This window comes from Streptomyces cynarae, from assembly GCF_025642135.1.
GTDB classification, from domain to species: domain Bacteria; phylum Actinomycetota; class Actinomycetes; order Streptomycetales; family Streptomycetaceae; genus Streptomyces; species Streptomyces cynarae.
This window is the reverse complement of sequence record NZ_CP106793.1, coordinates 647,238-672,082: the sequence shown is the minus strand read 5'-3', so window position 1 is coordinate 672,082 and position 24,845 is coordinate 647,238. Positions and strand designations below refer to the sequence as shown.

Sequence of the window (24,845 nt, the reverse complement as noted above, 5' to 3'; positions counted from 1 at the left end):
TGCCGCATCAGCGCCGGCACGTCGGCCAGGGTCGGTGCCGGGTGGCGTCGGTGCGCAGAGGGGGTTGCCGATCACGGGATCGCCTGCCTGATCCGCTGGCACGGGGCGCAGTGGCGGACCTGCGGCACGATCATCAGTCGTTCCCGCTCGATGGGACGCCGGCACAGGTGGCAGGCGCCGTAGGACCCCTCTTCCATGCGTTTGAGGGCTGCTTCGACGTCGGCGAGGACCATGCGGGCGGAGGCGGCGAGCTTGACGTGAACCTCGACCTGCCCGGCGGCGCGCTGCTGGAGCCGGTCCTCGGCGCGGGAGGTGACCGGGCCGGCGAGCTGCCGCAGTTGCTCCTGGCGGAACAGGCGCTGCTCATGCAGGTTCTCGCGCAGCGCCGCAAGATCTTCGGCCGACAGATGCGTCGTACTCTCGACGATGATCCGGTGGTTCACCACGTCACCCCTTCGAGGCAGGGCGTAGGAGGCTGTACGGGCGGTGGTCAGGCGGCGCGGCGCCGGCAGGCGACGCAGTGGCGCGTGTAGGGCAGGATCTCCAGCCGCTGCGCGGGGACGGCTCTGGCGCAGCCCACGCAGGTCCCGTAGGTGCCGTCCTCGATGCGGGCGAGAGCTTCATCGATCTCCTTGAGGACCCGCTCCATCGCGGCCCTCTGCTCGGACAGCGGGCAATCGTCCGCGGTCTGTCCGACCTCGTCGAGTGCCTGCAGCTGCGCCAGCCGGGAGGTGCGGGCGTGCTCCAGCCGTTGACGGGCCTCATCCAGGTGGGGATCGGCACGAGTGACATCCAGTGACATGATCGTTCCCTTTCGCGGCGGGCGGCACGCGTGCCATCGCGCGGGACGGGCCGAGGGCGGCCCGGAGGTGTGGCCGGGGCCGCCCGCCGGCTGTGGGGTGGTCGTGTGCCTTCCACCTTCTCCGGGTCCGTCGCGGACACCTATCGGGCTGGGGCCCCATTTCCGCCGGTGTGAGGGATCCATGCGGCCGCAACATGGGTAGTGCGGGCCCGGGGAAATGGGGGCCGGGTCCCATCGACGGGGCACTCGGGAAAGGGGCAGGCTGGCAGCAGCCCCACCGAGGCACCCCCGGGTTGGCGAACAGAGGCTGTAGAAGGAGAGGCGCAGGTCCTGTGTCCTTGTTCTGGCGGATCTTCGCCCTCAACGCCGTGGTGCTGGGCACGGCCACGGCGCTGCTGCTGTGGGCTCCGGTGACTGTTTCCGTGCCGGTTCTGCTGACCGAGGCGATCATCCTGGTCGGTGGTCTGGCCGTCATGCTGGTCGCCAATGCCGCGTTGCTGCGATTCGGCCTGGCTCCGCTGGACCGGCTCACGAAGCTGATGGCCACCGTGGACCTGCTGCGGCCCGGGCAACGGCTGCCCGCTTCCGGCGGCGGCGAGGTCGCCGAGGTGATCCGTACGTTCAACGCCATGCTGGAGCGGCTGGAACAGGAAAGGGCCACCAGCAGTGCCCGGGCCCTGCTGGCTCAGGAGGCCGAACGCCGCCGCATCGCCCAGGAGCTGCACGACGAGGTCGGCCAGAGCATGACCGCCACCCTGCTGGGACTCAAGCGCGCCGCGGACCACGCACCGGCGCCGCTGCGTGAGGAGCTGCACGAGGTGCAGGAGATCACCCGGGAGAGCCTGGACGAGGTCCGCCGCCTGGTGCGCCGACTGCGGCCCGGGGTGCTGGACGATCTGGGCCTTGTCAGCGCGCTGACCTCGCTCACCGAGGACTTCGCCGCTCACACCGGGCTGCAGGTCACCCGTCGCTTCGATAGCGAGCTGCCCGCCCTTGCGCCCGAGACGGAACTGGTCCTCTACCGCGTCGCCCAGGAGTCACTGACCAACGCCGCCCGCCACGCGGACGCCGAACGGCTCACCGTCGCCCTGCGGCACACCGACGACAGCGTGGTACTGGAAGTCACCGACGACGGCTGCGGCATCGGAGCGCCGCGCGAAGGAGCCGGCATCCGCGGCATGCGCGAGCGGGCCCTGCTCATCGGCGCCACCCTGGACATCACCTCCGCACCTCGCGCGGGCACCCGGGTCAAGCTCACCGCGCCCTTGCCCGGAAAGCAGTCGTGACCGTGCCCGAGACGTCCACGATCCGCATTCTTCTGGCCGACGACCACGCGCTGGTCCGCCGCGGTGTGCGGCTCATCCTCGACCAGGAACCGGACCTCGAAGTGGTCGCCGAGGCCGGTGACGGCGCCGAGGCCATCGAGCTGGCCCGCACCCACGACGTCGACCTGGCCGTGCTCGACATCGCCATGCCCCGCCTGACAGGCCTGCAGGCCGCTCGGGAACTGGCGGCCCTCAAGCCGGATCTGCGGATCCTGATGCTGACCATGCACGACAACGAGCAGTACTTCTTCCAGGCCCTGAAGGCCGGTGCGAGCGGCTATGTGCTGAAGTCGGTCGCCGACCAGGACCTGGTCGCCGCCTGCCGGGCCGCAATGCGGGACGAACCCTTCCTGTATCCCGGCGCGGTGACCGCTTTGATCCGCAACTATCTCGACCGGGCCCGCCACGGCGAGGAGACCCCCGACCAGGTCCTCACCCCCCGCGAGGAAGAAGTCCTCAAGCTGGTGGCCGAGGGACACTCGTCCAAGGAGATCGCCGAGCTGCTGTTCATCAGCATCAAGACGGTCCAGCGGCACCGGGCCAACCTGCTGCAGAAGCTCGGCCTGCGTGACCGCCTGGAACTCACCCGCTATGCCATCCGCGCCGGCCTGATCGAACCCTGACCTCACCTCCTCGCGCACCGACTCCGCCTCGGCCCTGCCCATCGGCCTCGCAGTCGCGCTCCTTCAGCGTCCATGGGGCACTACGGACCCGCTCCCTGCCGCCTCCTTCCCAAGACGACTCGTGGAGCGCCCATGTGCAGTGCATCCAGCGGGCCAGTCCGGGACCCACGACCGGTCGGCACCTGGGTCGCGCGCGGGGCCCGTGGCCCGCCCCGTGGCTGCCCTTCGCCCAACTGTTGGTTATCGCAGGTCAGTTGGCCGACGACCCGGACGAGCGCTTCGACGGCGGCGCGGAGTCGGCCTTGCCGCCTGCTGAATCGCGGTAGCGGATCGGCGCACCGGCCAGGCCTACCAGTCAGCGGCGGGGGTGGGTGCGGGCCAGAAGGAGGGCGATGTCGTCGTCCACTGGTCCGTCAGGGGCCAGCGTGTCGACGACCGATGCGCACAGGTCGTCCAGACTGGAAACGGGGCCTGCGAGTGCGGTGCGCAGCCGCTGCAGCCCCCGGTCGACGTCGTGGTCCATCTCGATCAGACCGTCGCTGTAGAGCCCGATCACGCTACTGTCCGGCAGCTCCACCTCGGTCGATTCGAAGGAGCCCAGTCCCACGCCGATGGGTGCACCAGGAGGTACTTCGGCGAAGTCGACCGATCCGTCCGGGGAGATGATCGCGGGTGGGGGATGGCCCGCGCTGGACATGGTGCATCGCTGGGACTTCGGGTCGTACACGCCGTAGAGGCAGGTGGCTCCGACAGCCGATGGTGTGGAGGTGTCTTCGTCGAAACGGTCACGGGCGCTGTCGACGACGAGTTCGTCCATGAGACGTAGCAAGTCGTCGGGCGGCACTTCCAACTTGCTGAGCGCACGGGTCGTGGCGCGCAGGCGTCCCATGGTCACGGCTGCGTTGATGCCGTGACCGACAACGTCTCCGACGACCAAGGCGACGCGGGCATCGGACAGTGGGATGACGTCGAACCAGTCGCCGCCGACGCCGACGTGCGTGTCGGCGGGCAGGTAGCGGGTGGCCACCTCGAGTGTGCCGCCGCCTGACAAGTGGTGCGGCATGAGGGCGCGTTGAATCGCGAGCGCGGCCGTTCGCTCTCGCGTGTATCGCAGGGCGTTGTCGATGATCAGTGCTGCCCGGGCCGCGAGTTCCTCGGCAAGGCTGAGGTCCGCCCTGCTGAACGGGACCGGGTTCTGGCTGCGCACGAAGACGGCGATGCCGAGCATCGCACCGCGGGCCTGCAGGGGGACGATCATGAGGGAATGCATTCCGGTCCGGCGAATGACCTGAGCCCGATCCGGGTCGTCGTCGAGCCAAGTGCCGGGGGAGATGTCGATGACAGGCTCGAAGTAGGACCTACGAGTCTTGAGTACGGCGGTGAAAGGAGATGCAGCCGGAACGTAGACCGGCGTCCCGCGCACCCAGAGAGACTCGCGAAGATCGTCGTGAATGGAAGCGGCGCCGGCGCGGTAGAAGCCGGGGATGCTCGTGTCGGTGGACTTGAGGCGTCGCAACGGCTCCTTGTCCAGCGGCACGGCCTCGACGAGGTCGATGGTGACGTAGTCGGCGAGGTTCGGTACCGCTGTCTCCGCCAGCCTCTGGCTGGTGACCAAGGGGTCCAGATCTGTGCCGATGCGGCTTTTCGCTTCATTGAGCAAGCGAAGTCGTCCGTGTTCCTGCCCGGTGCCGACCTGCACAGCCACAGAACAGACGCCGAGTGGTCGACCGTCGGGTCCATCGAGACGGATCAGGGCGACGCTGTAGTAACGGTCCTGAGCCCGAACCCCGGCAGGCCACAGTTCGTGCCCGAGCAGCGGCACGCCGCTGGACAAGACGTGCGCCATGGCGCATTCCAGAAACTCCGGGTGACGAGCACGGACCACGTCGGTGACATAGCCGCCCAGCTCAGGATCGGAGCTGTAGATGTCCTGATTGTGAACGCTTCCGTTGAACCAGACACAGCTCAATTCCCGGTCCCAGATGGCCAGACTGATCGGCGAGTGGTGGAAAAGCGCATCCACCGCAGCCGGATCCAGGCCTGGCCGGCCAAACGTGTTCGGCCCCCATACGAGCCACCCCGCGCCGCCGTCAGCGTCCAGAGGAGTGACCCGCAGATCCGCGGTCGCCTCATGGCCGTCGCGGCGGCGGATCCGCACCCGCCCTGACCAGGGGCTGCCGGCGAAGACACGGGCACCTTCCGGAGCGCCCGAAACCAGCAGCCGCTCGGCGGGACCATGGAGCACCTGGTCAGCCGAATAGCCCCATAGGCGCTCGGCGGCGCCGGTCCACACGGACACGCTCATGTCGGCGCTGAGCACTGCCAGGACGTCACCCGGTTCCACTGCCCACTCTTCAGTTGAGGATCTTGCAGAACCATCAGTGGACATATTGCAACTATGCCGCGTATGTGCCGGCCCCTCCACGGCAGGAGGCCACGCTGTTCCCGCCTCGAAGCCATCGGATGCCCGACGCGCTCAAGGGGGGCTCTCCGAGTAGCGTAGGACGCACGACGTGCCATCGGCCGCCTTCCGCTGCCGGCCTCTCCGTCGCCCCCGATGTGCGTCCGCTGCTGGTCGTGGCGTGACATCCCAAGTGTGGCTCGGGCACTGAATTCCACACGGTGCGGAATTCCGGACAAGCGCTAGAGAGGCAATCATGGCCTTTGCCACTGCCAAGGACGGCACACAGATCTACTTCAAGGACTGGGGATCGGGCCCGCCGGTCGTCTTCTCCCACGGCTGGCCATTGATCGCGGACGCGTGGGATCCGCAGCTGAAGCTGATGGCGGACAACGGCTTCCGGGTCGTGGCCCACGACCGGCGCGGGGGTGGACGCTCGGGCCAGCCCTGGCAGGGCAACGACCTCGACACGTACGCTGAGGACCTGGCCTCGGTCATCGAGGCCCTCGACCTTCGTGACGTCATCCTGGTCGGTCACTCGACCGGTGGGGGAGAGGTCACGCGCTATGTCGGCCGACACGGCGCGAGTCGTGTCACCAAGGCGGTTCTGCTCGGCGCGATCCCCCCGTTGATGCTCAAGACGGAAGCGAACCCGGAGGGGCTGCCGATCGACGTCTTCGACGAGATCCGCAAAGGCGTGCTGACGGACCGTTCCCAGTTCTACAAGGACCTCAGTGCTCCCTTCTACGGCGCCAACCGCGAGGGATCGACCGTTTCGCAAGGCACTCGCGACGAGTTCTGGCTCTGGAGCATGACGGTGGGCATCAAGGGCGCCCACGACTGCATCAAGGCGTTCTCCGAGACCGACCTCACCGAGGACCTGAAGAAGTTCGACATCCCCACGCTGATCATTCACGGCGACGACGACCAGATCGTTCCCATCGTTGCGTCCGCGAACAAATCGTCAAAGCTCGTCCAAGACGTGACCTTCAAGGTCTACCCGGGTGCTCCGCACGGCTTGTCGATGGTTCCCGAGTTCGCGGATCGGTTCAACGCCGACCTGCTCGCATTCGCACGCGGCTGACCGGCAACGGGGTCATGTGGTCTTGGGTTGGCCGGTCCCGCGGAGAGCGACGCCCTCTGACGGCCGCGGGCACGCCGATGGCCGTGATTCATCGCATGACGTGGTGCCGCGGGCGTGCCGGTCACTTGGGCCAAGGCGAATCAAGGATGCGCTCCACCATGGTCGTGCGCCGGAAACCCGGAATGAAATGTTCCAGCACGTCCTGGTTCACGGTTCCGTACGTGGTGTCGGGACGGTTTTTGAGGCCTTCGACGAAAGCCTGCAGAAACTCGTTCTTGAAGTCACCCCGCGGATGGACGGCGGTGATCTCCTCCACCTCGCCGGGATCCCTCCCGCCCAGCCCCAGGCCCACCACATCGGTCAGTACTCCGTAGTTCGTGGCGGCGATCTCCGGTCCCAGCCGGCCCGGAATGCCGGGCGTCGTGTGCAGTGCAATCGCCATCCACACCGTGTCGGTGGCCACGGTCGAGAAACCATGGTCGAGCAGAAACTTGCGCGCGTGGTCGGCGCCGTCCAGTTCGAACCGCTGCTCCTTTTCGGAAAACGGCCTCAAGAGGCCGGAATCGTGGAAAAGAGCCGCCAGGTAGAGCAGCTCGGGGTCCGGTTCCAGGCCGAGCTCGCGAGCGTGAATCGCGGCGAAGAAGAAGACGCGCCGGGAGTGGTGGAAAATAAGGGGGCTGCTTCTCTCCTGGATGAGCCGGGTGGCTTCGGCGGCCGCCGGGGTCTCGGGAACCTCTACGCCCGCGACGATTTCGGTCATGAGCTCTGTGCCCCTTCGGGTATCTTTTTCGTGCTGCACTGGACGGATGCTTTCTTCGACGATGCCGACCACCCGGCCTTCCGCGCCGCCTCGGTCCGGCCGTGAACCACCCGAATCCAGACACGCAAGGAAGGTGACGATGAGCTCCCACACACATCGGGTCGCGATCCTGGTGTACGACGGGGTCAAACTGCTGGATGTCGCCGGCCCCGCAGAGGTGTTCACCGAGGCGAATCGGTTTGGTGCCCACTACCGGATCGTGCTGGTGTCACCGAACGGTGCGGACGTCGTCTCATCGAACGGGATCCGGATCGCGGTCGACGGCGACACCGAATCCGAACGGGACCCCCACACGTTCCTTGTGGCGGGCGCGGACGTCTACCCGAGTACCCCGGTCGCCCATGATCTGGCCCGGGCCGCTCAGACCCTGTCCGCCCGAGCGGCGAGGACCGCCGCCATCTGCACGGGAGCCTTCGTCCTCGGCGCGGCTGGTCTCCTGGAAGGCAAGCGTGCCACCACGCACTGGAAGGTCACTCACCAGCTCGCCGCGCGCTGTCCGACGACCCGCGTCGAACCCGACGCGATCTATGTGCGAGACGGCACCACATACACCTCGGCGGGCGTCACCGCCGGCATCGACCTGGCACTGGCGCTCGTGGAGGAGGACCACGGCCCCGACCTCACTCGCGACGTGGCCCGCGCCCTGGTGGTCTACCTGCAGCGCTCGGGCGGCCAGTCCCAGTTCTCCGCCCCGCTGCAAGGACCACCACCCCGCACACCGGCGCTCCGTAAGATCACCGACTTGGTGACGGCGGATCCCCCAGGGAACCACTCACTCGGTGAACTCGCGAAGCACCTCAACCTGAGCCCTCGCCATCTCACCCGGCTCTTTCGCGACGAGCTGTCCACCACCCCGGCCCGCTTCGTGGAATCGATACGTTTCGACATGGCGAAAGCCCTGCTCGACCAGGGGCACACCGCCACGCAGGCGGCCGCCCTCGCCGGCTTCCCCAGCTACGAGAGTCTGCGGAGAGTCTTCGCCAGGGAGCTGTCGATCAGCCCTGCGGCCTACCAGCGCCGCTTCGCCACGGCGCGCCGCGGCAACGCCGGGTAGAACCACGGGCCCAGGCCTGGCCGAGCCGGTCAGCCGTGGAGGGCGTCGCGGAGGGTGGGGTAGCAGTTGATGATCGTGTCGAGTTCCACGATGTGCAGGGTGCGCAGGACGGAGTCCTGGGCGCTCGCGAGGCGCAGCCAGCCGCCTGCCTGTGTGGTGGCCTGGTGCGCGGCGACGAGCAGGTTGATGCCGGCGGAGTCCATGAAGGTGACCTGCCGCATGTCGACCACCACTCGGGGAGGAGTACCCATGTGGGACAGATCGAGGGCCCGCTGGAGGGGCGGGGCTGTGTCGTGGTCGATTTCACCTGCCACGGTGAGCACGTGGACGCCGTCGGTGGAGGTGGTCACGACCGACAGATGGTCGGGCTGGTGCGCCTCTCCTCCGCCACGCTTCCCCCCACGCTGTCGGATACTTCAGGCCGGTTCTCCCGGCGGGCCGACCTGCATCCTACGGGCCGGCCCTGTGAGAGGTTGAGTCAGGCGGCGGGGCGAGGGCGCATACGGACCACGAGGGAGGTGTCCTGCCGGGTGGCAGACAGCCGGGTCGTCAGTATTCTCCGGTTGCGCTGCGCACTGGCGTGATGATCTCGTCGACGAGCCACCGTGCGGCCTGTGAGGGATAGGGGCTCCGCAGGCTCAGCACGATGTGCGTCACGCCCGCTGCGATGAGCTCCGTGATGGCCTTGCGGTCGGTGGCCGGGTCGTCGTAGGAGACGATGTACTGCACGGAGCGGGTGATCGTCCGCGGATCACGGCCGATGGCGGCGCAGTGGTGGTCGAGAACGGCATTGCGCTCGGTGATGTAGTCCAGGGTGTTGTGCGGCGGCCCGGGGATGTTCCAGATGTCGGCCTGCTCGGCCACCAGTCGGAGCGTCCTGTTTCCCCAGCCGCCGATCAGCAGGGGCGGTCCCGACTGCTGCACAGGTTTCGGCTCGTTGCGGTTGCCGGTCACGCTGTAGTAGCGCCCGTGGAAGTCGAACACGTCCCGCGTCCACATGCTGCGGAGGATGGTGATGGTTTCCTTCAAGCGGGCGATGCCTTCGGCGGGCGGGACCAGTGTGAGGCCGTAGGCCGCGTACTCCGCGACGGCCGGGTTCTCGCCGGCGATGCCGCCCGCGTCGGGTGGCTGCGTGGTGCCGCCCACGCCGAGGCCCATGATCAGGCGGCCGCCGGAGATCACGTCGACTGTTGTGGCGATTTTGCCGAGGACGGCGGGTGGCCTGATCCGGTTGCTCGTCACAAGCAGGCCCAGGCGCAGCCGCCGGGTTCTGGCGGCCAGGGCGCTCAGCAGCGTCCATCCTTCGAGGATCTGCCCGTCCTTCGGGCCGGCGATCGGCATGAGGTGGTCCCACAGCCAGGCGTCCGCGATTTCGGGCAGGTCGTCGGCCTCCTGCCACACGCGGAGGATGTCCTCGTAGGGAACCCGCATCGGGGTGGTCTTGATTCCGAATGTCAGGGAGGGGAGTTGCTGGTCGGACATGGTTGCCACGCGCCCTTCGAATCGACGCGTCACCGTTGACGGCGACGCAACCGTCAACATAGCGGATCATCAGTGTCGCTGACTATCAGTCTCCGGATATGCTGCGGCCATGACCCGTGACGCACCGCCCGAGGTCCTCTCCTCCCGCCTCGGTTATCTGCTCAAGCACGCGTACCTGCGATTGACCGAAGAGTCGGCGCGGGCCTTGGCGCCGCACGGGATCGACGGCCGTGAACTGGCGGTTCTGGCCGTCCTCGACGCGTATGACGAGCTGTCTCAACTGGAAGCGTCGGGCAAGCTGGGCATCGACCGCACGACGATGGTGGCCCTCGTCGACGCTTTGGAGGGCAAGGAGCTCGTCGAGCGGCGCCGCAGTCCGCAGGACCGACGCAAGAACATCGTGCAGCTGACGCCGACCGGACGGGAGCGCCTTCGCGACGCCGAATCCGCCCGCCAGGAGATGGAACGCCGGTTCCTCGCCCCGCTCTCCGGAACAGACGCCACGTGCTTGGTGCGTGCCCTGCAGGCCGTCGTCGGTGCCCCGACGAGAGATGGCCAGGCGTCTGACTCGGCATGACGGACGGCGGCGGCCCGCATCCCCAGCCGTCCGCAAAGGGTGAGACGGGTCCCCAACCGCCTCGGGTCACGCTGCGTCAGTTCTTTGGACGCATGGCGTTCGACGAGTTGACACCGTTCAAAAGGGCCCCTGGTGCGGACGCGGGCGGAGCTCCGGGCGGCCAAGTCCCGTAAGCCGTCCGGCGGCTCACCCCCAGCAGCCATACCCTGAGCCCGCGCGCCCGTTAGAGTCCGAACAGGTCTGCTGCGTTGTCGTGGCACACGGCCCGCAGCCACTCCTGCCCGAGTTCCAGCCGTTCCAGTGCCTGGAGTTGGTGCAGGTAGGGGTAGGGGATGTTGGGGAAGTCGGAGCCGAGCAGGATGCGGTCGCCGAGGTCGGCGAGCCGGGGCAGGGCCTGGCGGGGGAAGGGCTCGAGTTCCTCGGCGAAGTCGGTGAACGTCATCGTCGTGTCCAGCCGTACCTGGTCGTACCGCTCGGCGAGGTCGAGGAACTCCTGGTACTCGGGCATGCCCATGTGCGCGACGATCAGCCGCAGCTTCGGGTGGCGGGCCAGTACTCGCGCGATGGGTTCGGGGCCGGTGTGCTTTCCGGGTGCGGGCCCTGAGCCGCAGTGCATCACCACGGGGACGTGGGCCTCGGCCAGCAGTCCCCACGCCTGCTGGAGTCGCGCGTCCGCCGGATCGTACGCCCCCACCTGCACGTGTGCCTTGAACACCCTGGCCCCGGCTTCGAGAGCCTCCCGGACGTAGGTCTCGACGTCGGGTTCGGGGTAGAGGGTGGCGGTGTGCAGGCAGTCGGGGGTGCGGCGGGCGAAGTCGGCCGCCCAATCGTTCAGCCACCGGGCCATGCCCGGCTTGTGGGGGTAGAGCATGGAGGTGAAGGCGCGCACGCCGAACTCCCGCAGCAGGGACGTGCGTTCCGACTCCTCCTTGCGGTAGGTGATCGGCCACTCCAGGCCGCCGATCAGCGGGCCGTTGGTGTCGAAGTAATCCCACACCTTGTGCAGGACACGCTCGGGCATGAAGTGGGTGTGGACGTCGATCAGCCCGGGCAGACCGAGCCCGCTCCAGAAGCGACGGACTTCACCTGCCTCCTCGCTCACGACCGTGCGGGGGGAACTCACCTGGTACTGCCTCTCTCTCGAACGGCCTGCGACTGCCACCGGCGTCAGGGCGCTGAAACGAGCCCGCCACCCTCGGGTATCAGAAGCCCTGGAGGATGGCTTCGGCAAGGAGGGTGAGGCCGACACAATCGTGGTGATGAGGGCGTTGTCGATCGCTCCACGAGACGCGTCACTGCGTGGGGCTGACGCGGATCAGCGTCTGCTGCCCGCTTGCGACGAGCTTGCGTTCGCCGTCGTCCCGGACGCCGAATACCTCCAGCCGGCACACGGTCAGGGTGCGGCCGGCCCTCACGACGGTCCCGATCGCTTCGATGTGGTCGCCGACGGCGGGCGCGAGGAGGTTGATCTTGTATTCGACGGTGAGGACCTCGCAGTCCTCGGGCAACAGTGTCAGCGCCGCGTAGCCGCCGGCGCTGTCCGCGACGGCGCTGGTGGCGCCGGCGTGAATGTAGCCGTGCTGCTGCGACACCTCGGCGCGGGCGGGGAGCACGATGTGGACGCGGCCGGGGCCTATGTGCGTGATCCGTGCGCCGAGGTGGGCCATGAGGCCCTGCCGGTCGAAGCTGTCCTGGACGCGCTTGCGGACCGCAGGGCTCGCCTGTTCCACCTGCGTCGGGTCTTCCATGAGACGGTCCTCCTTCATGTCGGTATCGGATGGAGCGAGCAGGCCGGTCAGGCAGCCAGGCGTTCCACGAGCAGGACAGCGCCGATGATGATCATCATGGCACCGGAGGCGCGGGTGATCGCCCGGGCCGCGGAAGGCCTGGTCTTCAGGACGGTGCGGGCGAGGAGGCCGACGGTGAGGTAGGCCGCCGTGCAGGCCGTCATGTGCAGGGTGCCGAACAGTCCGGTCTGTGCGGCGACGGGCCAACCGCAAGGTGGTGTCGATGAATTGCGGGAACAGCGAGAAGTACAGCAGCAGCGCCTTCGGGTTCAGGCCGCTGATGCCGGCTCCCTTGAGCATGACCTGCATTCGTGAGGAGCCGGCCGACTCCTCGGAGGCCGCCAGAGTGGCCGGCTGCCTCAGCACGCTCCAGCCCAGCCACACCAGGTAGCCGGCACCGGCGACGGTCAGCGCGGTGAGCACGGCCGGCGAACTCGCCACTATCACCACCAGGCCCGCGACCGCGAGGAGCGTGTAGCCCGCGTATCCGGCGATCAGGCCGGCCACCGCCGGCAGGACCGAGCGCTCCCGCAGGCCCGCCGAGATCGCGAAGGCCCAGCGCCTGTTCGGCGAACCCGACTACCTCCTGCGGGTCGCCACCACCGACCTCGCCGCCTACCAGCGCCTCTACGACCAGCAGCTCGCCCGACTGCCCGGCGTCCAGCGCCTGACCTCCACCCTCGTGATGAAGAACGTGGTCGACGACCGCCCCCTGCCCGCGTAACCGACGACCGCCCCTGCCCGCGTAGCCGACGACCGCCCCTGCCCGCGTGGCCGAGTCGGCGCCCGCGGGCGGCCACCCCCTACTTTTTAGGTAGACTGACCTACCTAGTACGGAGAGGGAGTGTGATGAGCGAGACCGGAACGGCGGCAGAGCGCCCCGGCAGGCGGCGGGGGGCGGCGCGCGAGAAGCTGCTCGCTGCCGCGGCGCGCCGCTTCTACGCGGACGGTGTGGCGGCGACAGGGATCGACACGATCACCGCCGAGGCGGGTGTGGCGAAGATGAGCCTGTACAACAACTTCTCCTGCAAGGCCGATCTGGTGATGGCCTACCTCGATGCACGGCATGAGGAGTGGTTGGGTCTGTACCGGCGGAGGCTGGGGGAGGCCCAGGGTGGTCGCGGCGGCGTGCTGGCCGTATTCGACGCCTACGCCGATCACGCGGCCTTCGCGTACGAGCGCGGTTTCCGGGGCTGTGGCCTGCTGAACGCGGCCGCCGAGCTGCCCGCCGGGGATGAGGGCCGGGACGTGGTGCGGCGGCACAAGGAGGAGGTCGAGGACCTGCTCGCCGGGCATCTCGAGGAGATGCTGCCCGGACGGCCGGAGGAGGTGCGCGCGGTGGCGGAGCATCTGTCGTTCCTGCTGGAAGGCGCGATGGCGCGCGCCGGCCTGGAAGGCGCGGGTACGCGTCTGGAGCATGCCCGGGCGATGGCGGCCGACCTGCTGGACCGGCTGTGACGCGGCCCGCAGCACACGCGGCAGACTCGGTCGGCGTGGGCGCGACGTGCGTGCTGATGGCGTCGGTGCTGTGGGGCACCACGGGCACCGCCGCGACCTTCGCCCCAGCGGTGGGACCGCTCGCGATCGGGGCTGTCGCCATGGGGCTGGGCGGGCTGCTCCAGGCCCTGATCGCCGCCCCCAGCATCCGCCGGGAGGCCCCTAGGCTGCGCGCGCACAGGGGTGTGGCGCTGCTCGGTGCACTGTCGGTGGGGGCCTACCCTCTGGCCTTCTACACCTCCATGCACCTGGCCGGGGTCGCCGTCGGCACCGTGGTGTCGATCGGCTCGGCCCCGCTCGCCTCGGCCCTGATCGAGCGCGTCGTCGACGGGCGCCGCCTCACGCACCGCTGGATGGCCGGGGCCGCTCTGGGCCTGTCCGGGACGGTGCTGCTGTGCACAGCCGAAGCCGCCGACGCTCACTCCGGGCCCGGTGCCCGCTCCGCAGGGGAGACCGTGCTCGGGGTGGGACTCGGCCTGGTCGCCGGGCTCACCTACGCCCTGTACTCCTGGGCGGCACACCGCCTGATCAGCCGCGGTGTCACCTCCGGCGCGGCCATGGGAACCGTTTTCGGGCTGGGCGGGCTGCTGCTGATGCCGGTGCTGCTGGCCACCGGCGCCCCGCTCCTTGCCTCCTGGTCGAACGCGGCCGTCGGCGCCTACATGGCCCTGGTGCCCATGTTCCTCGGGTACTTCCTGTTCGGCTGGGGCCTGGCGCACGTTCCGGCGAGCACCGCGACCACCCTCTCCCTGCTCGAACCCGCTGTCGCGGCCGTCCTGGCCGTACTCGTCGTCGGTGAACGCCTGCCCCTTGTGGGGTGGGCCGGCATCGCCTTGGTCGTCGGCTGCCTGGCCGTGCTCACCACGCCCACCCGGACGACTCATCGACCGCGCGGGCTCACGACGGACCAGAGCACCGGCGCAGAGGTATCCGGCTTGGCCGACCCAGGCCATGGCCCGGAGAAGGTCGGCACCGGCTGAACTACAGCACCGTGCGCGATGTCCGAACCGCCCCGCATCGCGTCGAGGGGGTTCACGGTGGCGGATCGGAAGTGCATGGCGAACGGGGGCACAGCCCCCACCACAACGATTCGACCTTCCCCAGCTCGGTCGGCAAGCGCGGCGCCGAACGCCAATACCGCTTCGGCGACCTGAGCACTGGTCACGCGACCGGCCCTTCGGCCGCGGCCGACACCACCGACCTGGACTGACCGCACCGGTCGGGCGCGCCGGGCGACCGCCATGCTGCCCGTGGCTGGTGGCATCGGCAACGAGGCGGACCTGAGCCAGGTTTGAAGGACAAGCTCAGGCCGGGAAGCCGTAGTTGTAGCCCTGAGCGTCCAGCTGGTTGAGGAGTCGGGCGAGCGCCTGCACCGTCTGCGAACGGTCACCGCCGCCGTCGTGCATGAGGATGATCGCGCCGGGGCGCAAGTCGTGGTTGATGTTGCGCAGGATGCCGTCCACGCCCGGGCGCCGCCAGTCGTTGGCGTCGTCGCTCCAGCCGAGCGGCTGCAGGTGGTTGGCGCCGGCTATCGCCCGGATCGTCGGGCTCCAGTCCCCGCCGGGCGCCCGGTAGTACATCAGCTTCGCGCCGTCTCCCGCGGCGTTGGTTATCTCACGCTTGGCGTCCACGATCTCGTGGACGTTGTACTCGACCGGCTTGCGGCTCTGCTGCTCGTCATGGTGGACGGAGTGGTCGCACAGCCGGTTCCCGGCCGCGACGATCGCCTTGGTCAGGTACGGGTGGCTCTGGGCGAGCGGCCCGACCTCGCAGAAGGTGGCCTTCGCGTGGTGCTGGGCGAGGAGCGCCAGCACCTGCGGGGTCCACCGCGGGTCCGGTCCGTCGTCGAAGGTGAGCGCTACGGACTTGCCGGTGCCCTCCACCCCGTGGCCGACCAGCACGTCGGAGCCCGTCGGGGTGCTCGGCAGCCGCCTGAAGGCGTTCGCCGAGCCGGACTGCGAAGCGGGCCCGGACGGATTCGCGGTGGCGCCCCCGTGGCGGTCGGACTGCGTTCCTCCTGCCGCGCGGCCGGATGCCGACGCGGACGGGGAAGCGGACGAGGGCGACGGCGCCTGGGACGACGAGTGCGCCCTGGGGGAGGAGGGCTTCGTCGAGGGAGTCGCGCTGCTGGGAGAGCTCTGAGGTGTGTGGCCGCCGGTGTGCGGCCCGCACGCCGTGAGCACGGTTCCCGCGATCGCCGCCGTGAGGGCGGCTGCCGTCGCCCCTTTGAGTCTGGCCAATGCCACAGATCTTCCTCCTGGGCACCACTAGGTGCCCGAATCGGTGCTGGTACTGGTCACGCGGACGCGCGCAGGGCTGGACGCAGGCGCGCCGCCGGGCCGACGGCGCGCCTGCGTCCACCGGCAGGGTCCGCTGGAGATCTGCGTCCCTGCGCATCAGTGCCCGGGGGTTACCGGTCGCCCCGAGTGCTCCGGGGGTCGTTCACGGGGCGGGCTCCATCGCCCGCCGCGGATCCCTGGTCCCGATGGCGGCCAGTACATCCGTTTTGCGCCTGATGTCCGACCACCATAAAGGCCTCGGTCGCCCTGCTTAACAATTTCAATGCGTGATGAATGTCGCATTGCTTCCTGAAGTGGAGGGGCGCGAGGTGAAAAAGCCGCCCGCGTGATACCGGGCAGTGGCATCCGTGCGCAACGGGAGAAGTCAGGCCCGCACTATTCTGTGACGACTTGACCGGAGAGTGAGTGCGTCTTCACTCGCTTTGTCGCCGAGATGGTGCCCGCGTCATCGAAGTACGAGCAACTAGTCCAGAGTGCGTCTCTTCGATCAGTGATTCGTTGATTCGTCGTTCTGATCATGCTCAGCAGGGGGATCTGAGCTCGGTGCGGCCGGTGGCGTGATCACAGGCAGGTGATCAATGGGATCATTTCTCGGCTCCGGCGCTGGCTGTGAGCGCCGCAACCTCCCGAACGTTTTGCCGTCACACCTGTCGCACTCCTCATCTGGCTCCGCTCGTGATCGAGGAGTCAAGGCACTGGGCGTCCCGGTACTTGTCCCGGACCTCGGGGCGTTGCTGAAAGCCGGCTGACCTATAGGTGGCGACGGCGCCGACATTGGAGCTCGGGGTACAGACGATCGCGCTCGACGAGCCCAACTCCTGGAGTGCGACTGCCGCGGCGACGGTGATCGCCTTGCCATAACCGTGACCGCGATGTTCCGGGTGCACGCCCATCGGTTCGAGCAACCCGGGCCTACCCGGACCGGCCGACCACGCCGTCACCGTCGCCACCGCGTTGCCCCGGTGGTCGTACGCGATCAGAGACCGGGCGTCGATGTACGGCGATCCGGCCGCCATCGCGTGCCAGCCCTCGTCCGTGAACCTGGACCCGTTGAACGCTGCGCGATGTACGGCGGCGAATACGTGCGCCTTCTCCGGCCCGACCACCTCGATCCGCACTCCTGGGTCCTCCACCGGCTCCGTGAGGTCGCGTCGCAGCGGCGTCCACGGCTCGTCGGCGTTCCAGCCGTCCTCCGACAGCAGATCTTGGATCAGTGCACCCATCGGCGCCTCGATGTTCGCCTTCCCCGCACGCAGCACGCCGCGTTCCGGCTCGGTCACGTCTTCGACCAGCTGCTGCGCCAGCTCCGCGTCCCGATGGGCGTCCGGCGCGACAGTCAGCCGCAACAGCCCGGGACCGTCCAACAGTCCCACGGCGAGAATCTGTCCGTCCCGGCTCCACGTCCTGACCGCCGCGGCAGTCGCTTCCGCACCTGACCGCCAGAACCAGCCCAGGTCCCCCGGATGCAGTTGCATCGGCGTCCCGTCGTACTGCCACTCCCGCAGTACGCCCACTGCCTCGCTCAGCCCGTCGACGCCCGGCTTGCCCAGCTCAATCGCCATACCCCCGATCACACACCACGGCACGGACAGTCCGCACCCGGTTTCCGACCGGCTCGCGTGGTGCGGGATCGGGGACTCGGGAAGGCGGCTGATGATCGAAGAGACACGGCCTGAACCAAGAGCTGTCCCGCAATGATCGTGTGCAACGGCGTGGCGGGCGGCTGTCGATCGGCCGTGGTCGCAGCGGCGACCGCGCGACCCTGCTCACCCGCTACGAGGACGTCAAGCACGCGCTCTCCGACCCGCGCCTGAGCCGGGAGGGTCTGGCCCGGCCGGACGCGGCCCGGATCACCGCCAGTGAGGCGGGCAGCATCTTCGACAGCCCGATGGCCAGGGCGCTCAACGCCGAGGGACAGCAGCGCTGGCGGCGGATGGTGGGAAAGTGGTTCACCGCCAAGCGCATGCAGGCGCTGGTGCCCAAGATCGAGGCGACGGCCGACCGGCTCATCGACGGCATGCTTGAGCACGGCCAACCGGCCGACCTGGTGCGGCACCTGGCCTTCCCGCTGGCGGTGTACGTCATCTGCGACATGCTCGGCGTCCCGGACCGTGGAGGAAGTACTCCGCTTCGAGCCCTACACGGGTTTCGGCATGCTTGGAGCTGCTGCGCTTCCTGACCATCGCCCACCTCGGGCGCCGCCGCACCGCGCTGGAGGACATCGAGCTCGCCGGGCGCACCATCCGCCAGGGCGAGGGCGTCATCATGCTCGGCGAACTCGCCGACCGGGACGCCTCCGTCTTCCCCGACCCGGGCCGACTGGACATCACCCGCGACGCCCGCCGGCACCAGGCCTTCGGCGCGGGCAACCACCACTGCATCGGCCAGCCGCTGGCCCGGAGGGAACTGCAGGTGATCTACCCGACCCTGTTGCGCCGCATCCCGACTCTCCGTCCGGCGACCGAGCTGGACCAGGTCCCGTTCAAGTACGACGCCGTTATCTACGGCGCCCACGAACTTCACGTCACCTGGTGACCGGGGAACTCTGAGTGGCTGGTTCGTGAGTCTTTGAGTGGATTTGCTGTCGCCTGATGGTGTGGCGGCGGGGCGGAATCCGCCGGCCCACGGTTGTTGATCTGGTGATGTGTTCGGGTGAGTGAACGCAAGCCGTACCCGAGTGACTTATCGGACGAGCAGTGGTCGTTGATCGAGCCGGTGATCACCGCGTGGAAGGACCGGCACCGCTCGGTCAGCGGCCACCAGGGCGTCTACGACATGCGGGAGATCGTGAACGCGATCCTCTACCAGGGGCGAACCGGCTGCCAGTGGGCCTATCTCCCGCACGACCTGCCGCAGAAGAGCGCGACGTACTACTACTTCGCCGCCTGGCGGGACGACGGAACCGACCAGGTCATCCATGAACTCCTGCGCTGCCAGGTCCGTGAACGCGCCCGCCGATTAGAGGACCCGACCTTGGTGGTCCTGGACACCCAGAGTGTCCATGTGGCCGCCGGGGTCCCCGCCACCACGAGTGGCCACGATCCGGCCAAGCGGGTGCCCGGCCGCAAACGCGGCCTGGCCGTGGACGTCCTCGGCCTGGTCATCGCAGTCGTCGTCCTCGCCGCGAACACCCACGACAACGCCGCGGGCATCATCCTGCTGGACCAGGTCGCCGAGCACGCCGGCGGAACCGTCCGCAAAGCCCTGGTCGACCAGGGCTTCAAGAACCAGGTCGTCATGCATGGCGCCGGCCTGGGAATTGATGTCGAGATCGTCGCGCGCAACCCGCAGGACAAGGGGTTCGTGCCGCAGCCGAAGCGGTGGAGGGTCGAGCAGACCTACGGGATCCTGATACTGCACCGGCGCCTGGTCCGCGACTACGAGCACCGCCCCTCCTCCTCCGCCTCCCGCGTCTACTGGGCGATGACCCACGTCATGACCCGACGCCTCACCGGCGCGAGCGCCCCCTCCTGGCGCGCGGCGCAGGCGGTGGCAGCGTGAACATCCGGCCCCTGCTCGATGCCCTGGACCTCCAGGAAGAAGCCGCCCGGGCCCTGGCCGACGACCTCCGCGCACAGATCGACGACCTGCAGACCCGGTTGCGGGAGGCCGAGACGCACCTGGAGCACCTCACGATCACCCGCAAGACCGTCATCGGCCTCGCCGACCGGCTCCCCGCGTCCGCGCCGGACCTGCCGAGCACCCGGACTACCCCCGCATCCTCGCCACCTTCAACCACGCGACCGGGCCGCTACGGGCCAAGGACGTCTGCGCAGCCCTCGGCCACGAACTGCTGCCGAAGAACGTCGAAGGCACCCGCGCCAAGCTGAAACGCCTGGTCAAACTCGGGATCCTCACCGAGGCCGACACCGGCAACTTCGCCAGGAAGCAATAGCCAGCAGAACTTCCACCAGCGTCCTTGCTCCCACCTCAGCCAGAAACGGACATCGCCTTACGAACCGCCCACTGAGAACTTTCGGGCGGCCAGGACCGAAGTCCTGGCCGCCCTCCGCACAATCACAGAAGTCATCTCTGCCAACTCGTCGGCTCCAGTGCCGCAGGCAATGTTCGCCCTGTCGGACGGTCTGCGACGATGGGCTGTATGGACGAGGAAGTCATTCCCATTCTTCATGTCGTGGATGCCGCGGCCGCCGTTCGGTGGTACGAGCGACTGGGCTTCGTCAAGCAGTGGGAGCACCGCTTCGAACCGCGACTTCCCGCGTTCGTCGAAGTCGCCCGGGGCAGGGTGCGGTTGTTCTTGTCGGAACACCAGGGCGATGCCCGCCCCGACACGTTGGTCTACCTCCGCCTTCGTGATCTCGATGCCACTGCTTCCGAGTTCGGTGTGCAGGTGAGGGACGCTCCCTGGGGACGTGAGATCGAGCTGCGCGATCCTGACGGCAACCGGCTTCGGATCGGCACGCCGACGGAATGAACTCTCGTCCGCGCTATGGACTCCATCAGCAGCGGCGGCATCTTCCGACGAGAGCCACCATTCGAAGACATTTCCGCTACAAGGACCTTCACCGTGGGCCGGACGGACTCGCTGAGGCGGGCTGAGTGGCCGTTCCGCCCTGAGCGTGTGGTTCATGACCGGCGGGGCGGCGATCATCCTCGTGACGGCCATCCTGCTTTTCCACACAGGGCACCGTGATCACGGTTACGTGCCGCTCGTGACAACGGGCGGATCGGCACGCTGATGCAATCCATCTGACGCCACGTCAGTTGATGACTCCGCAGTGTTGCAGACGGCGATCGAGCGCAGGCCGCACCAGGCTTCGGGGGTGTGGGCCTCGGCCGTCGGCAGGGTGCTCCCGGTGACGACAAGCACCCAGGGGGGGATCCGCGAGGGCTCGCATTGGATTGCGTTTTCCGCCTGAAGCCACGTCCGGCCGTGACCGGCCTGGTGATACCGAGCCCCGGATCGACCGGAGCCTTTGGTGTCTCGGGAACGTATGGCAGCGGCGAAGTACAGCAATCGCGTTCCCGCCTGTCGCCCGGTCGCGTCGGACAGCTTGCCGATCGCGGCATGTCTCTTCCCTGTCGCGGCGTGCCTCTGTGGTCGAGTGGCCCGTGCCGCCAGGGGTGTCGCCCGGCTCCGGCGGAAGTGACCAGGAAGCCTTCTGGCTGACGGTGAGTCAGGTAAAACCTGTGGAACCGCTCTGAGAGCCCTATTTCAGCGGTGTGTGCCGTGTCACGCATTTCAAGGGCTACCTAAGTTGTCTGCATCACAGCGCAAATGTCCATTTAACGCTCATGCTCGAAACGGATGCCGACTCCCGAAGTAGGGCTAGTCGGCAATTTCTTGGGCGCGCATTTCCAAAGTGACCCATGACACAGCACTCGTGACATTCCTCTTTGTTCCCTCGGAAAGGTGCCGCATTATGACCGCTTACGTCTGTCCTCCTGCCGTGATACACGGCGAGCACGCCGTGGAGACCAGCCAGATCGTGGCGGAGGTGCGCGGCCGGCACCCGCACGCGGCGTGGGCGCCGCGGATCGACGGCATCGCGGCCAGTACGGGCATCGAGACCCGCGGGTGGATGCTGCCGCTGGAGACCGCCGTCGCGCCCGGCAACGGCGGGGGCCTGCGGACTGTCGGCATCGGGCCGGCCCGAGAGGCGCTTGCACGCGACGGGTTCACTCAGCAGGACGTGGACCGCGCGATCGCCGCCCTCGAGGCGATACCCGCGCCGCAGACCGTCCAGGAGCGCACCGCGCCGGCCTGGGAGGCCGTGCAGTCCTACGGGGAGCGCGCGGCGCGCGGGGCCCTGCAGATCGCCGGGTTGGACGCGGCAGACATCGACTGCCTGATCACCAGTAATTCCACCACCCCGGCGCTCCCGGGTCTGGACATCGCCCTGGCCAACAGGCTTCCGCTCCGCAACGACGTGATGCTGCTGCCGGCCACACAGTGGGCCTGTATCGCGGGGACCCGCTCCCTGGCGCTGGCGGCGGATCTCGTGGCCGCGGACCCCGACCGTGTGGTCCTGGTCGTGATCGCGGAGGCGCTGAGCACGACCTACCAGCCCGCGGACGACACTCTCGAGTCCCTGATCGTCCGGTTGCTGTTTGCGGACACGGCAGTCGCCGCGGTGGTCACGGGCCGCCCGAGGCGCGAGTCGATGCTGCGGCTGGACGCCGCCTGGCACCACACCCTGCCCGGCACGCAGGACCTGCACCGTCTGGAAACGCGGTCGGACGGAACCCACTTCGTGATGGACCGGCGCGGGCCGCGCGCCGTACAGGAGACGGTCACCGCGATGTGGGAGTGGCTGCGCGTCCGCTACCAGGACCACCCCGACGCCTGGCACCCCGACGTGCTGCTGGCGCACCCCGGCGGGACCAAGGTGCTGGAGTACATGGAGCAGACGATGCCCGACGCGTGGCCCTCGGGGCTGCTGGACTACAGCCGGGACAGCTACACCGGCGGCAACCGTGGAGGCGCCGCCGTGTTCGACATCATGCGGCGGGCCCACGACGCCGGGCAGAAGCCGGGCAGTCGCGCCGTCCTGTACGCGGCGGCACCGGGCCTCTCCGCCACCGCCCTGGATGGGGAGTGGCTGTAGTGCGCGCCCGCGCCGCCCGTACCAGCGAACCGGCCGTCCGCGTCACCGGTACCGCCGAGGGCACCGCCCGTACGTCGGCGGCGCCGGGTGACGCGTACGGCGCCCGTACCCTCACCGCGCTCCCCTTCGCCGGCCGCGCCTCCGCCCGCAGCCGCGTCACCTCGTGAGTTCCGCCCAGACCACCTTGCCGGTGTCCGTCCACCGCACCCCCCACCGGGTAGTGACCCTGTGCACGATGTGCAGGCCACGACCGCCGTCGTCGAGGAGGCCGCCCCGGCGCAGACGCGGCCTGCCGTTGCCGGTGTCACCCACCTCGCACAGCAGGCCGCGACCGGCCCTGATCAGCCGTACCGTGATGGGACCGGTGGCGAAGCGCACCGCGTTCGTGACCAGCTCGCTGACCAGCAGCAGCACGTTGTCCCGGGTGTCGTCCCTGGTGCGCCATTTCCGCAGCAGCGCGGCGACCTGCGCGCGGGCACGGGCGGGGGCGTCGTCGCGGGCGGGCAGCCGCCAGGTCGCGGTGTCCCCCTTGCGGTAGCCGATCATGCGCGCGAGCAGCAGGGTCACGTCGTCGCGCTGGTGCCCGGGTGCCAGCGCGGAGACGACGTGCCGTGCGGCCTGCTGCAGGGTGTCCCAGGGGTGCACCGTGGACACGACCTCCGCCAGCCTGCCGATGCCCTCGTCGATCGACATGCCCGGATCCTCCACCAAGCCATCGGTGTAGAGGGCGAGCAGGGAGCCTGGGGGTGCGCCGAAGGTGTGCACGTCGAACGGCTCCCGCAGAGCGAACTCGGCGCCCAGGCCGGGATGCGGGCGGACCGCGAGCGGACCCGCGTGCCCGTCCGGGGACACCAGGACCGGGGGGAGGTGGCCGGCGCTGGACAGCGCCACGCGGTGACTGACCGGGTCGTAGAGGGCGATACAGCAGGTCGACCCCAGGGCGCTGTAGCCGGCCGTCAGCCCGGACTCCGCGTCGTCCAGCAGCGTCACGGTGTCGTCCAGGCGCTCCAGCACCTCGTCGGGTGCCAGCCCCGCGGACAGCAGCGCGCGGGCCTCCATGCTCAGCTGGCCCATGGTCGCCGCGGCTCCCAGGCCGTGCCCGACGACGTCACCGACCACCAGCGCGGTCCGGCCGTCCGGCAGCGGAAAGCTGTTCACCCAGTCGCCGCCGACGCCTGCACTGTCGGGGGTGGCGGGCTGGTAGACGCTGGCGATCTCGACGGTGTCGCCGCCGGTCCGGGGCAGCAGTCGGCGCTGCAACGCCAGCACCTGCGTGTGCTCGCGCTGGTGCTGACGGGCCAGGTCGACGTGATGGGCGGTCCTGGCCACCAGTTCCTGCAGGTCGAACAGCTCGCTGTCGCGGAAGGGGCAGTCCGACCGCCGCCAGACCTCCGCCACGCCCAGCACGACGGGCGGCGTGCCCTCCAGGACCAGCGGAATGCACGCCACACCTGCCGACCGGTCGCCGGGCACCAGGGCACGCATCACTCGCGGACTGCCGAGTACCCGCTCGACCGCCTCCCGGTCGGGCATGACGATGGCCTGCGGGGCGTCGTCCCGCCGTACTGCCTGCGCAAGCAGACGACTCGCGTCGCTGGGAAGATCGTCGCCCGGAGTCACGTAGCCGTCGGGCCACGCCCGGTCCGGCACCAGGGCCGCCCGGCGTAGCCGGATGCGCCCCTGCGCCTGCCCGGTGACCCCCTCGCCCGTCCACACGGCGAAGTCGAGGTCGACGGCTGCCACGTCTCCCCAAGCCAGCAGGGACTCCGCCAGCGACTGCGCGGTCTCGCAGATGTCCAGCGAGGTGCCGATCGCGGTCTCGGCGGCGAACAGATGCAGCCTCCTGGCCATGGCGATCAGGGAGACGGTCAGGCCCTCGTGAGGCACCGCGGCGGGCAGGATGCTCAGCGAGACCACCAGCTCCGACCCGTCGGAGCGCCGCAGGCGCTGGATCCGGGCGACATGCGCCTCACCGGTCGACAGGACCTGCCGCAACCGCCGTGTGACCGTCGGTACGTCCCCGCGGGGCAGGAGATCGACGAAGGGACTCCCGGCCACGGCGTCCAGACCCGCGAATACAGGGGCGTCCAGATTGCAGCAGGTGATCCTCAGGTCCCTGTCCAGGTTGACCACGCCGAGAATCTGTTCCTGACCATCGGCTGCCGGGTTGTCGGGTACGCGTTGGCGGCCGGTGCGGTCGCCCTGCGCGTCGGCAGGACCGGCGGGCGCTGCCGCTCCGCTGCGCGGGACGTAGCGCCCCAGGGCGCTGCTGACCAGGCTGAACGGCGAGGAGGACGAGGAGGAGGGTGTGGAGTCCATGCGGCTCTCTCAGCATTCCCCGGCGCAGCGCCGGGGCCGTACTCGAACCCATGCGACGGGACCCCGAGATCCCTGACCGCACACCTCATTCAATAACACCGGTGGTCGCTTCGCCCACACCAGCGGATCGCGCGGTGAACGCGGACAGTGACGGAACACCGCGGTCGGTGGGGGCCGTGCTCACCTGGCAAGGGGCCGCCGCCCG

General features: G+C 69.0%; 27 protein-coding genes and 2 pseudogenes. 17 read left to right on the top strand and 12 right to left on the bottom strand.

Features of this window, described 5'->3' with window-relative positions:
* Window positions 1–71: 71 nt before the first annotated feature.
* Together N8I84_RS03255 and N8I84_RS03250 are read right to left on the bottom strand one after the other, a co-directional pair.
* Complete coding sequence (locus N8I84_RS03255) at window positions 72–446, bottom strand: TraR/DksA family transcriptional regulator (RefSeq protein WP_263227958.1); 375 nt, start codon at window positions 444–446, stop codon at window positions 72–74.
* A 44-nt stretch (window positions 447–490) separates the two neighbouring features.
* A complete protein-coding gene (locus tag N8I84_RS03250; protein ID WP_263227957.1) occupies window positions 491–802 on the bottom strand; it encodes a TraR/DksA C4-type zinc finger protein in 312 nt (103 codons plus the stop codon).
* A 332-nt stretch (window positions 803–1,134) separates the two neighbouring features.
* Between N8I84_RS03250 and N8I84_RS03245 the strand changes: the two genes are divergently transcribed.
* Window positions 1,135–2,088 carry a sensor histidine kinase gene (locus tag N8I84_RS03245; RefSeq protein WP_263227956.1) on the top strand — a complete coding sequence of 318 codons (954 nt, stop codon included), beginning with the start codon at window positions 1,135–1,137 and terminating at the stop codon, window positions 2,086–2,088.
* On the top strand, window positions 2,085–2,750 hold the full coding sequence (locus N8I84_RS03240) for a response regulator (protein WP_263227955.1): 666 nt from the start codon (window positions 2,085–2,087) through the stop codon (window positions 2,748–2,750). The genes N8I84_RS03245 and N8I84_RS03240 overlap by 4 nt, the downstream gene beginning before the upstream one ends.
* A 355-nt stretch (window positions 2,751–3,105) precedes the next feature.
* On the opposite strand, the gene N8I84_RS03235 is transcribed toward N8I84_RS03240, so the two are convergent.
* Window positions 3,106–5,139: a SpoIIE family protein phosphatase gene (locus N8I84_RS03235; protein WP_263227954.1), complete on the bottom strand. Its 2,034-nt coding sequence runs from the start codon at window positions 5,137–5,139 to the stop codon at window positions 3,106–3,108.
* Window positions 5,140–5,407: 268 nt separating this feature from the next.
* Here N8I84_RS03235 and N8I84_RS03230 point away from each other — a divergent pair, with 268 nt between their 5' ends.
* Window positions 5,408–6,235 (top strand): alpha/beta fold hydrolase, encoded by an 828-nt coding sequence (locus N8I84_RS03230; RefSeq protein WP_263227953.1) that lies wholly within the window; start codon window positions 5,408–5,410, stop codon window positions 6,233–6,235.
* Between the two features lie 121 nt (window positions 6,236–6,356).
* Here the strand turns inward: N8I84_RS03230 and N8I84_RS03225 are convergent, their stop codons facing one another.
* Window positions 6,357–6,995 (bottom strand): HD domain-containing protein, encoded by a 639-nt coding sequence (locus N8I84_RS03225; RefSeq protein ID WP_263227952.1) that lies wholly within the window; start codon window positions 6,993–6,995, stop codon window positions 6,357–6,359.
* A gap of 139 nt (window positions 6,996–7,134) precedes the next feature.
* Between N8I84_RS03225 and N8I84_RS03220 the strand changes: the two genes are divergently transcribed.
* Window positions 7,135–8,109, top strand: coding sequence for a GlxA family transcriptional regulator (locus N8I84_RS03220; protein WP_263227951.1), 975 nt, complete (start codon window positions 7,135–7,137; stop codon window positions 8,107–8,109).
* A 29-nt stretch (window positions 8,110–8,138) separates the two neighbouring features.
* On the opposite strand, the gene N8I84_RS03215 is transcribed toward N8I84_RS03220, so the two are convergent.
* Both N8I84_RS03215 and N8I84_RS03210 read right to left on the bottom strand, forming a co-directional pair.
* Window positions 8,139–8,459: an STAS domain-containing protein gene (locus tag N8I84_RS03215; RefSeq protein WP_263227950.1), complete on the bottom strand. Its 321-nt coding sequence runs from the start codon at window positions 8,457–8,459 to the stop codon at window positions 8,139–8,141.
* A 199-nt stretch (window positions 8,460–8,658) separates the two neighbouring features.
* Window positions 8,659–9,591 (bottom strand): LLM class flavin-dependent oxidoreductase, encoded by a 933-nt coding sequence (locus N8I84_RS03210; protein ID WP_263234639.1) that lies wholly within the window; start codon window positions 9,589–9,591, stop codon window positions 8,659–8,661.
* 109 nt (window positions 9,592–9,700) lie between these two features.
* On the opposite strand from N8I84_RS03210, the gene N8I84_RS03205 reads away from it, so the two are divergent.
* Window positions 9,701–10,168: a MarR family winged helix-turn-helix transcriptional regulator gene (locus N8I84_RS03205; RefSeq protein ID WP_263227949.1), complete on the top strand. Its 468-nt coding sequence runs from the start codon at window positions 9,701–9,703 to the stop codon at window positions 10,166–10,168.
* A 223-nt stretch (window positions 10,169–10,391) separates the two neighbouring features.
* On the opposite strand, the gene N8I84_RS03200 is transcribed toward N8I84_RS03205, so the two are convergent.
* From N8I84_RS03200 to N8I84_RS03190, 3 genes and pseudogenes are all read right to left on the bottom strand, one after another.
* Window positions 10,392–11,291: an amidohydrolase family protein gene (locus N8I84_RS03200; RefSeq protein ID WP_263227948.1), complete on the bottom strand. Its 900-nt coding sequence runs from the start codon at window positions 11,289–11,291 to the stop codon at window positions 10,392–10,394.
* A 169-nt stretch (window positions 11,292–11,460) separates the two neighbouring features.
* Window positions 11,461–11,916, bottom strand: a complete 456-nt coding sequence (locus N8I84_RS03195) for a PaaI family thioesterase (protein WP_263227947.1) — start codon at window positions 11,914–11,916, stop codon at window positions 11,461–11,463.
* A 47-nt stretch (window positions 11,917–11,963) separates the two neighbouring features.
* A pseudogene (locus N8I84_RS03190) lies at window positions 11,964–12,525 on the bottom strand (LysE family translocator); the annotation flags it as partial.
* Between N8I84_RS03190 and N8I84_RS03185 the strand changes: the two are divergent.
* The 4 genes and pseudogenes from N8I84_RS03185 to N8I84_RS03170 form a co-directional block, all read left to right on the top strand.
* Window positions 12,497–12,679: pseudogene (locus N8I84_RS03185) on the top strand (Lrp/AsnC ligand binding domain-containing protein); the annotation flags it as partial. The pseudogenes N8I84_RS03190 and N8I84_RS03185 overlap by 29 nt on opposite strands.
* 125 nt (window positions 12,680–12,804) lie before the next feature.
* Window positions 12,805–13,413, top strand: a complete 609-nt coding sequence (locus N8I84_RS03180; protein ID WP_263227946.1) for a TetR/AcrR family transcriptional regulator — start codon at window positions 12,805–12,807, stop codon at window positions 13,411–13,413.
* A gap of 35 nt (window positions 13,414–13,448) precedes the next feature.
* Window positions 13,449–14,432: a DMT family transporter gene (locus N8I84_RS03175; protein ID WP_390898834.1), complete on the top strand. Its 984-nt coding sequence runs from the start codon at window positions 13,449–13,451 to the stop codon at window positions 14,430–14,432.
* Between the two features lie 11 nt (window positions 14,433–14,443).
* Complete coding sequence (locus N8I84_RS03170; RefSeq protein ID WP_263227945.1) at window positions 14,444–14,662, top strand: hypothetical protein; 219 nt, start codon at window positions 14,444–14,446, stop codon at window positions 14,660–14,662.
* 94 nt (window positions 14,663–14,756) lie between these two features.
* Here N8I84_RS03170 and N8I84_RS03165 read toward each other — a convergent pair whose 3' ends face one another.
* Window positions 14,757–15,353 (bottom strand): polysaccharide deacetylase family protein, encoded by a 597-nt coding sequence (locus tag N8I84_RS03165; RefSeq protein WP_263227944.1) that lies wholly within the window; start codon window positions 15,351–15,353, stop codon window positions 14,757–14,759.
* On the opposite strand from N8I84_RS03165, the gene N8I84_RS03160 reads away from it, so the two are divergent.
* On the top strand, window positions 15,325–15,594 hold the full coding sequence (locus N8I84_RS03160; protein WP_263227942.1) for a hypothetical protein: 270 nt from the start codon (window positions 15,325–15,327) through the stop codon (window positions 15,592–15,594). The genes N8I84_RS03165 and N8I84_RS03160 overlap by 29 nt on opposite strands.
* A gap of 817 nt (window positions 15,595–16,411) precedes the next feature.
* Here the strand turns inward: N8I84_RS03160 and N8I84_RS03155 are convergent.
* On the bottom strand, window positions 16,412–17,314 hold the full coding sequence (locus tag N8I84_RS03155) for a GNAT family N-acetyltransferase (protein WP_263227940.1): 903 nt from the start codon (window positions 17,312–17,314) through the stop codon (window positions 16,412–16,414).
* A gap of 140 nt (window positions 17,315–17,454) precedes the next feature.
* Here N8I84_RS03155 and N8I84_RS03150 point away from each other — a divergent pair, with 140 nt between their 5' ends.
* The 7 genes from N8I84_RS03150 to N8I84_RS03120 all read left to right on the top strand — a co-directional run bounded on the left by N8I84_RS03150 (window position 17,455) and on the right by N8I84_RS03120 (window position 22,488).
* Complete coding sequence (locus tag N8I84_RS03150) at window positions 17,455–17,931, top strand: cytochrome P450 family protein (RefSeq protein ID WP_263227938.1); 477 nt, start codon at window positions 17,455–17,457, stop codon at window positions 17,929–17,931.
* Complete coding sequence (locus tag N8I84_RS03145) at window positions 17,910–18,287, top strand: cytochrome P450 (protein ID WP_263227937.1); 378 nt, start codon at window positions 17,910–17,912, stop codon at window positions 18,285–18,287. The genes N8I84_RS03150 and N8I84_RS03145 overlap by 22 nt, the downstream gene beginning before the upstream one ends.
* Window positions 18,288–18,404: 117 nt before the next feature.
* Window positions 18,405–19,253, top strand: coding sequence for an IS5 family transposase (locus N8I84_RS03140; protein ID WP_263227758.1), 849 nt, complete (start codon window positions 18,405–18,407; stop codon window positions 19,251–19,253).
* A complete protein-coding gene (locus N8I84_RS03135; RefSeq protein ID WP_263227936.1) occupies window positions 19,250–19,582 on the top strand; it encodes a hypothetical protein in 333 nt (110 codons plus the stop codon). The genes N8I84_RS03140 and N8I84_RS03135 overlap by 4 nt, the downstream gene beginning before the upstream one ends.
* Before the next feature lie 272 nt (window positions 19,583–19,854).
* Window positions 19,855–20,187: a glyoxalase superfamily protein gene (locus N8I84_RS03130; protein ID WP_263227935.1), complete on the top strand. Its 333-nt coding sequence runs from the start codon at window positions 19,855–19,857 to the stop codon at window positions 20,185–20,187.
* Window positions 20,188–21,136: 949 nt separating this feature from the next.
* The gene (locus N8I84_RS03125; protein ID WP_263227934.1) at window positions 21,137–22,321 is read left to right on the top strand and encodes a beta-ketoacyl-[acyl-carrier-protein] synthase family protein; all 1,185 of its coding nucleotides are present in this window, start codon (window positions 21,137–21,139) and stop codon (window positions 22,319–22,321) included.
* Complete coding sequence (locus N8I84_RS03120) at window positions 22,312–22,488, top strand: hypothetical protein (protein WP_263227932.1); 177 nt, start codon at window positions 22,312–22,314, stop codon at window positions 22,486–22,488. Before N8I84_RS03125 ends, N8I84_RS03120 begins: the two co-directional genes overlap by 10 nt.
* Here N8I84_RS03120 and N8I84_RS03115 read toward each other — a convergent pair.
* Window positions 22,478–24,640, bottom strand: coding sequence for an ATP-binding SpoIIE family protein phosphatase (locus N8I84_RS03115; protein WP_263227930.1), 2,163 nt, complete (start codon window positions 24,638–24,640; stop codon window positions 22,478–22,480). The genes N8I84_RS03120 and N8I84_RS03115 overlap by 11 nt on opposite strands.
* Window positions 24,641–24,845: the final 205 nt, after the last annotated feature.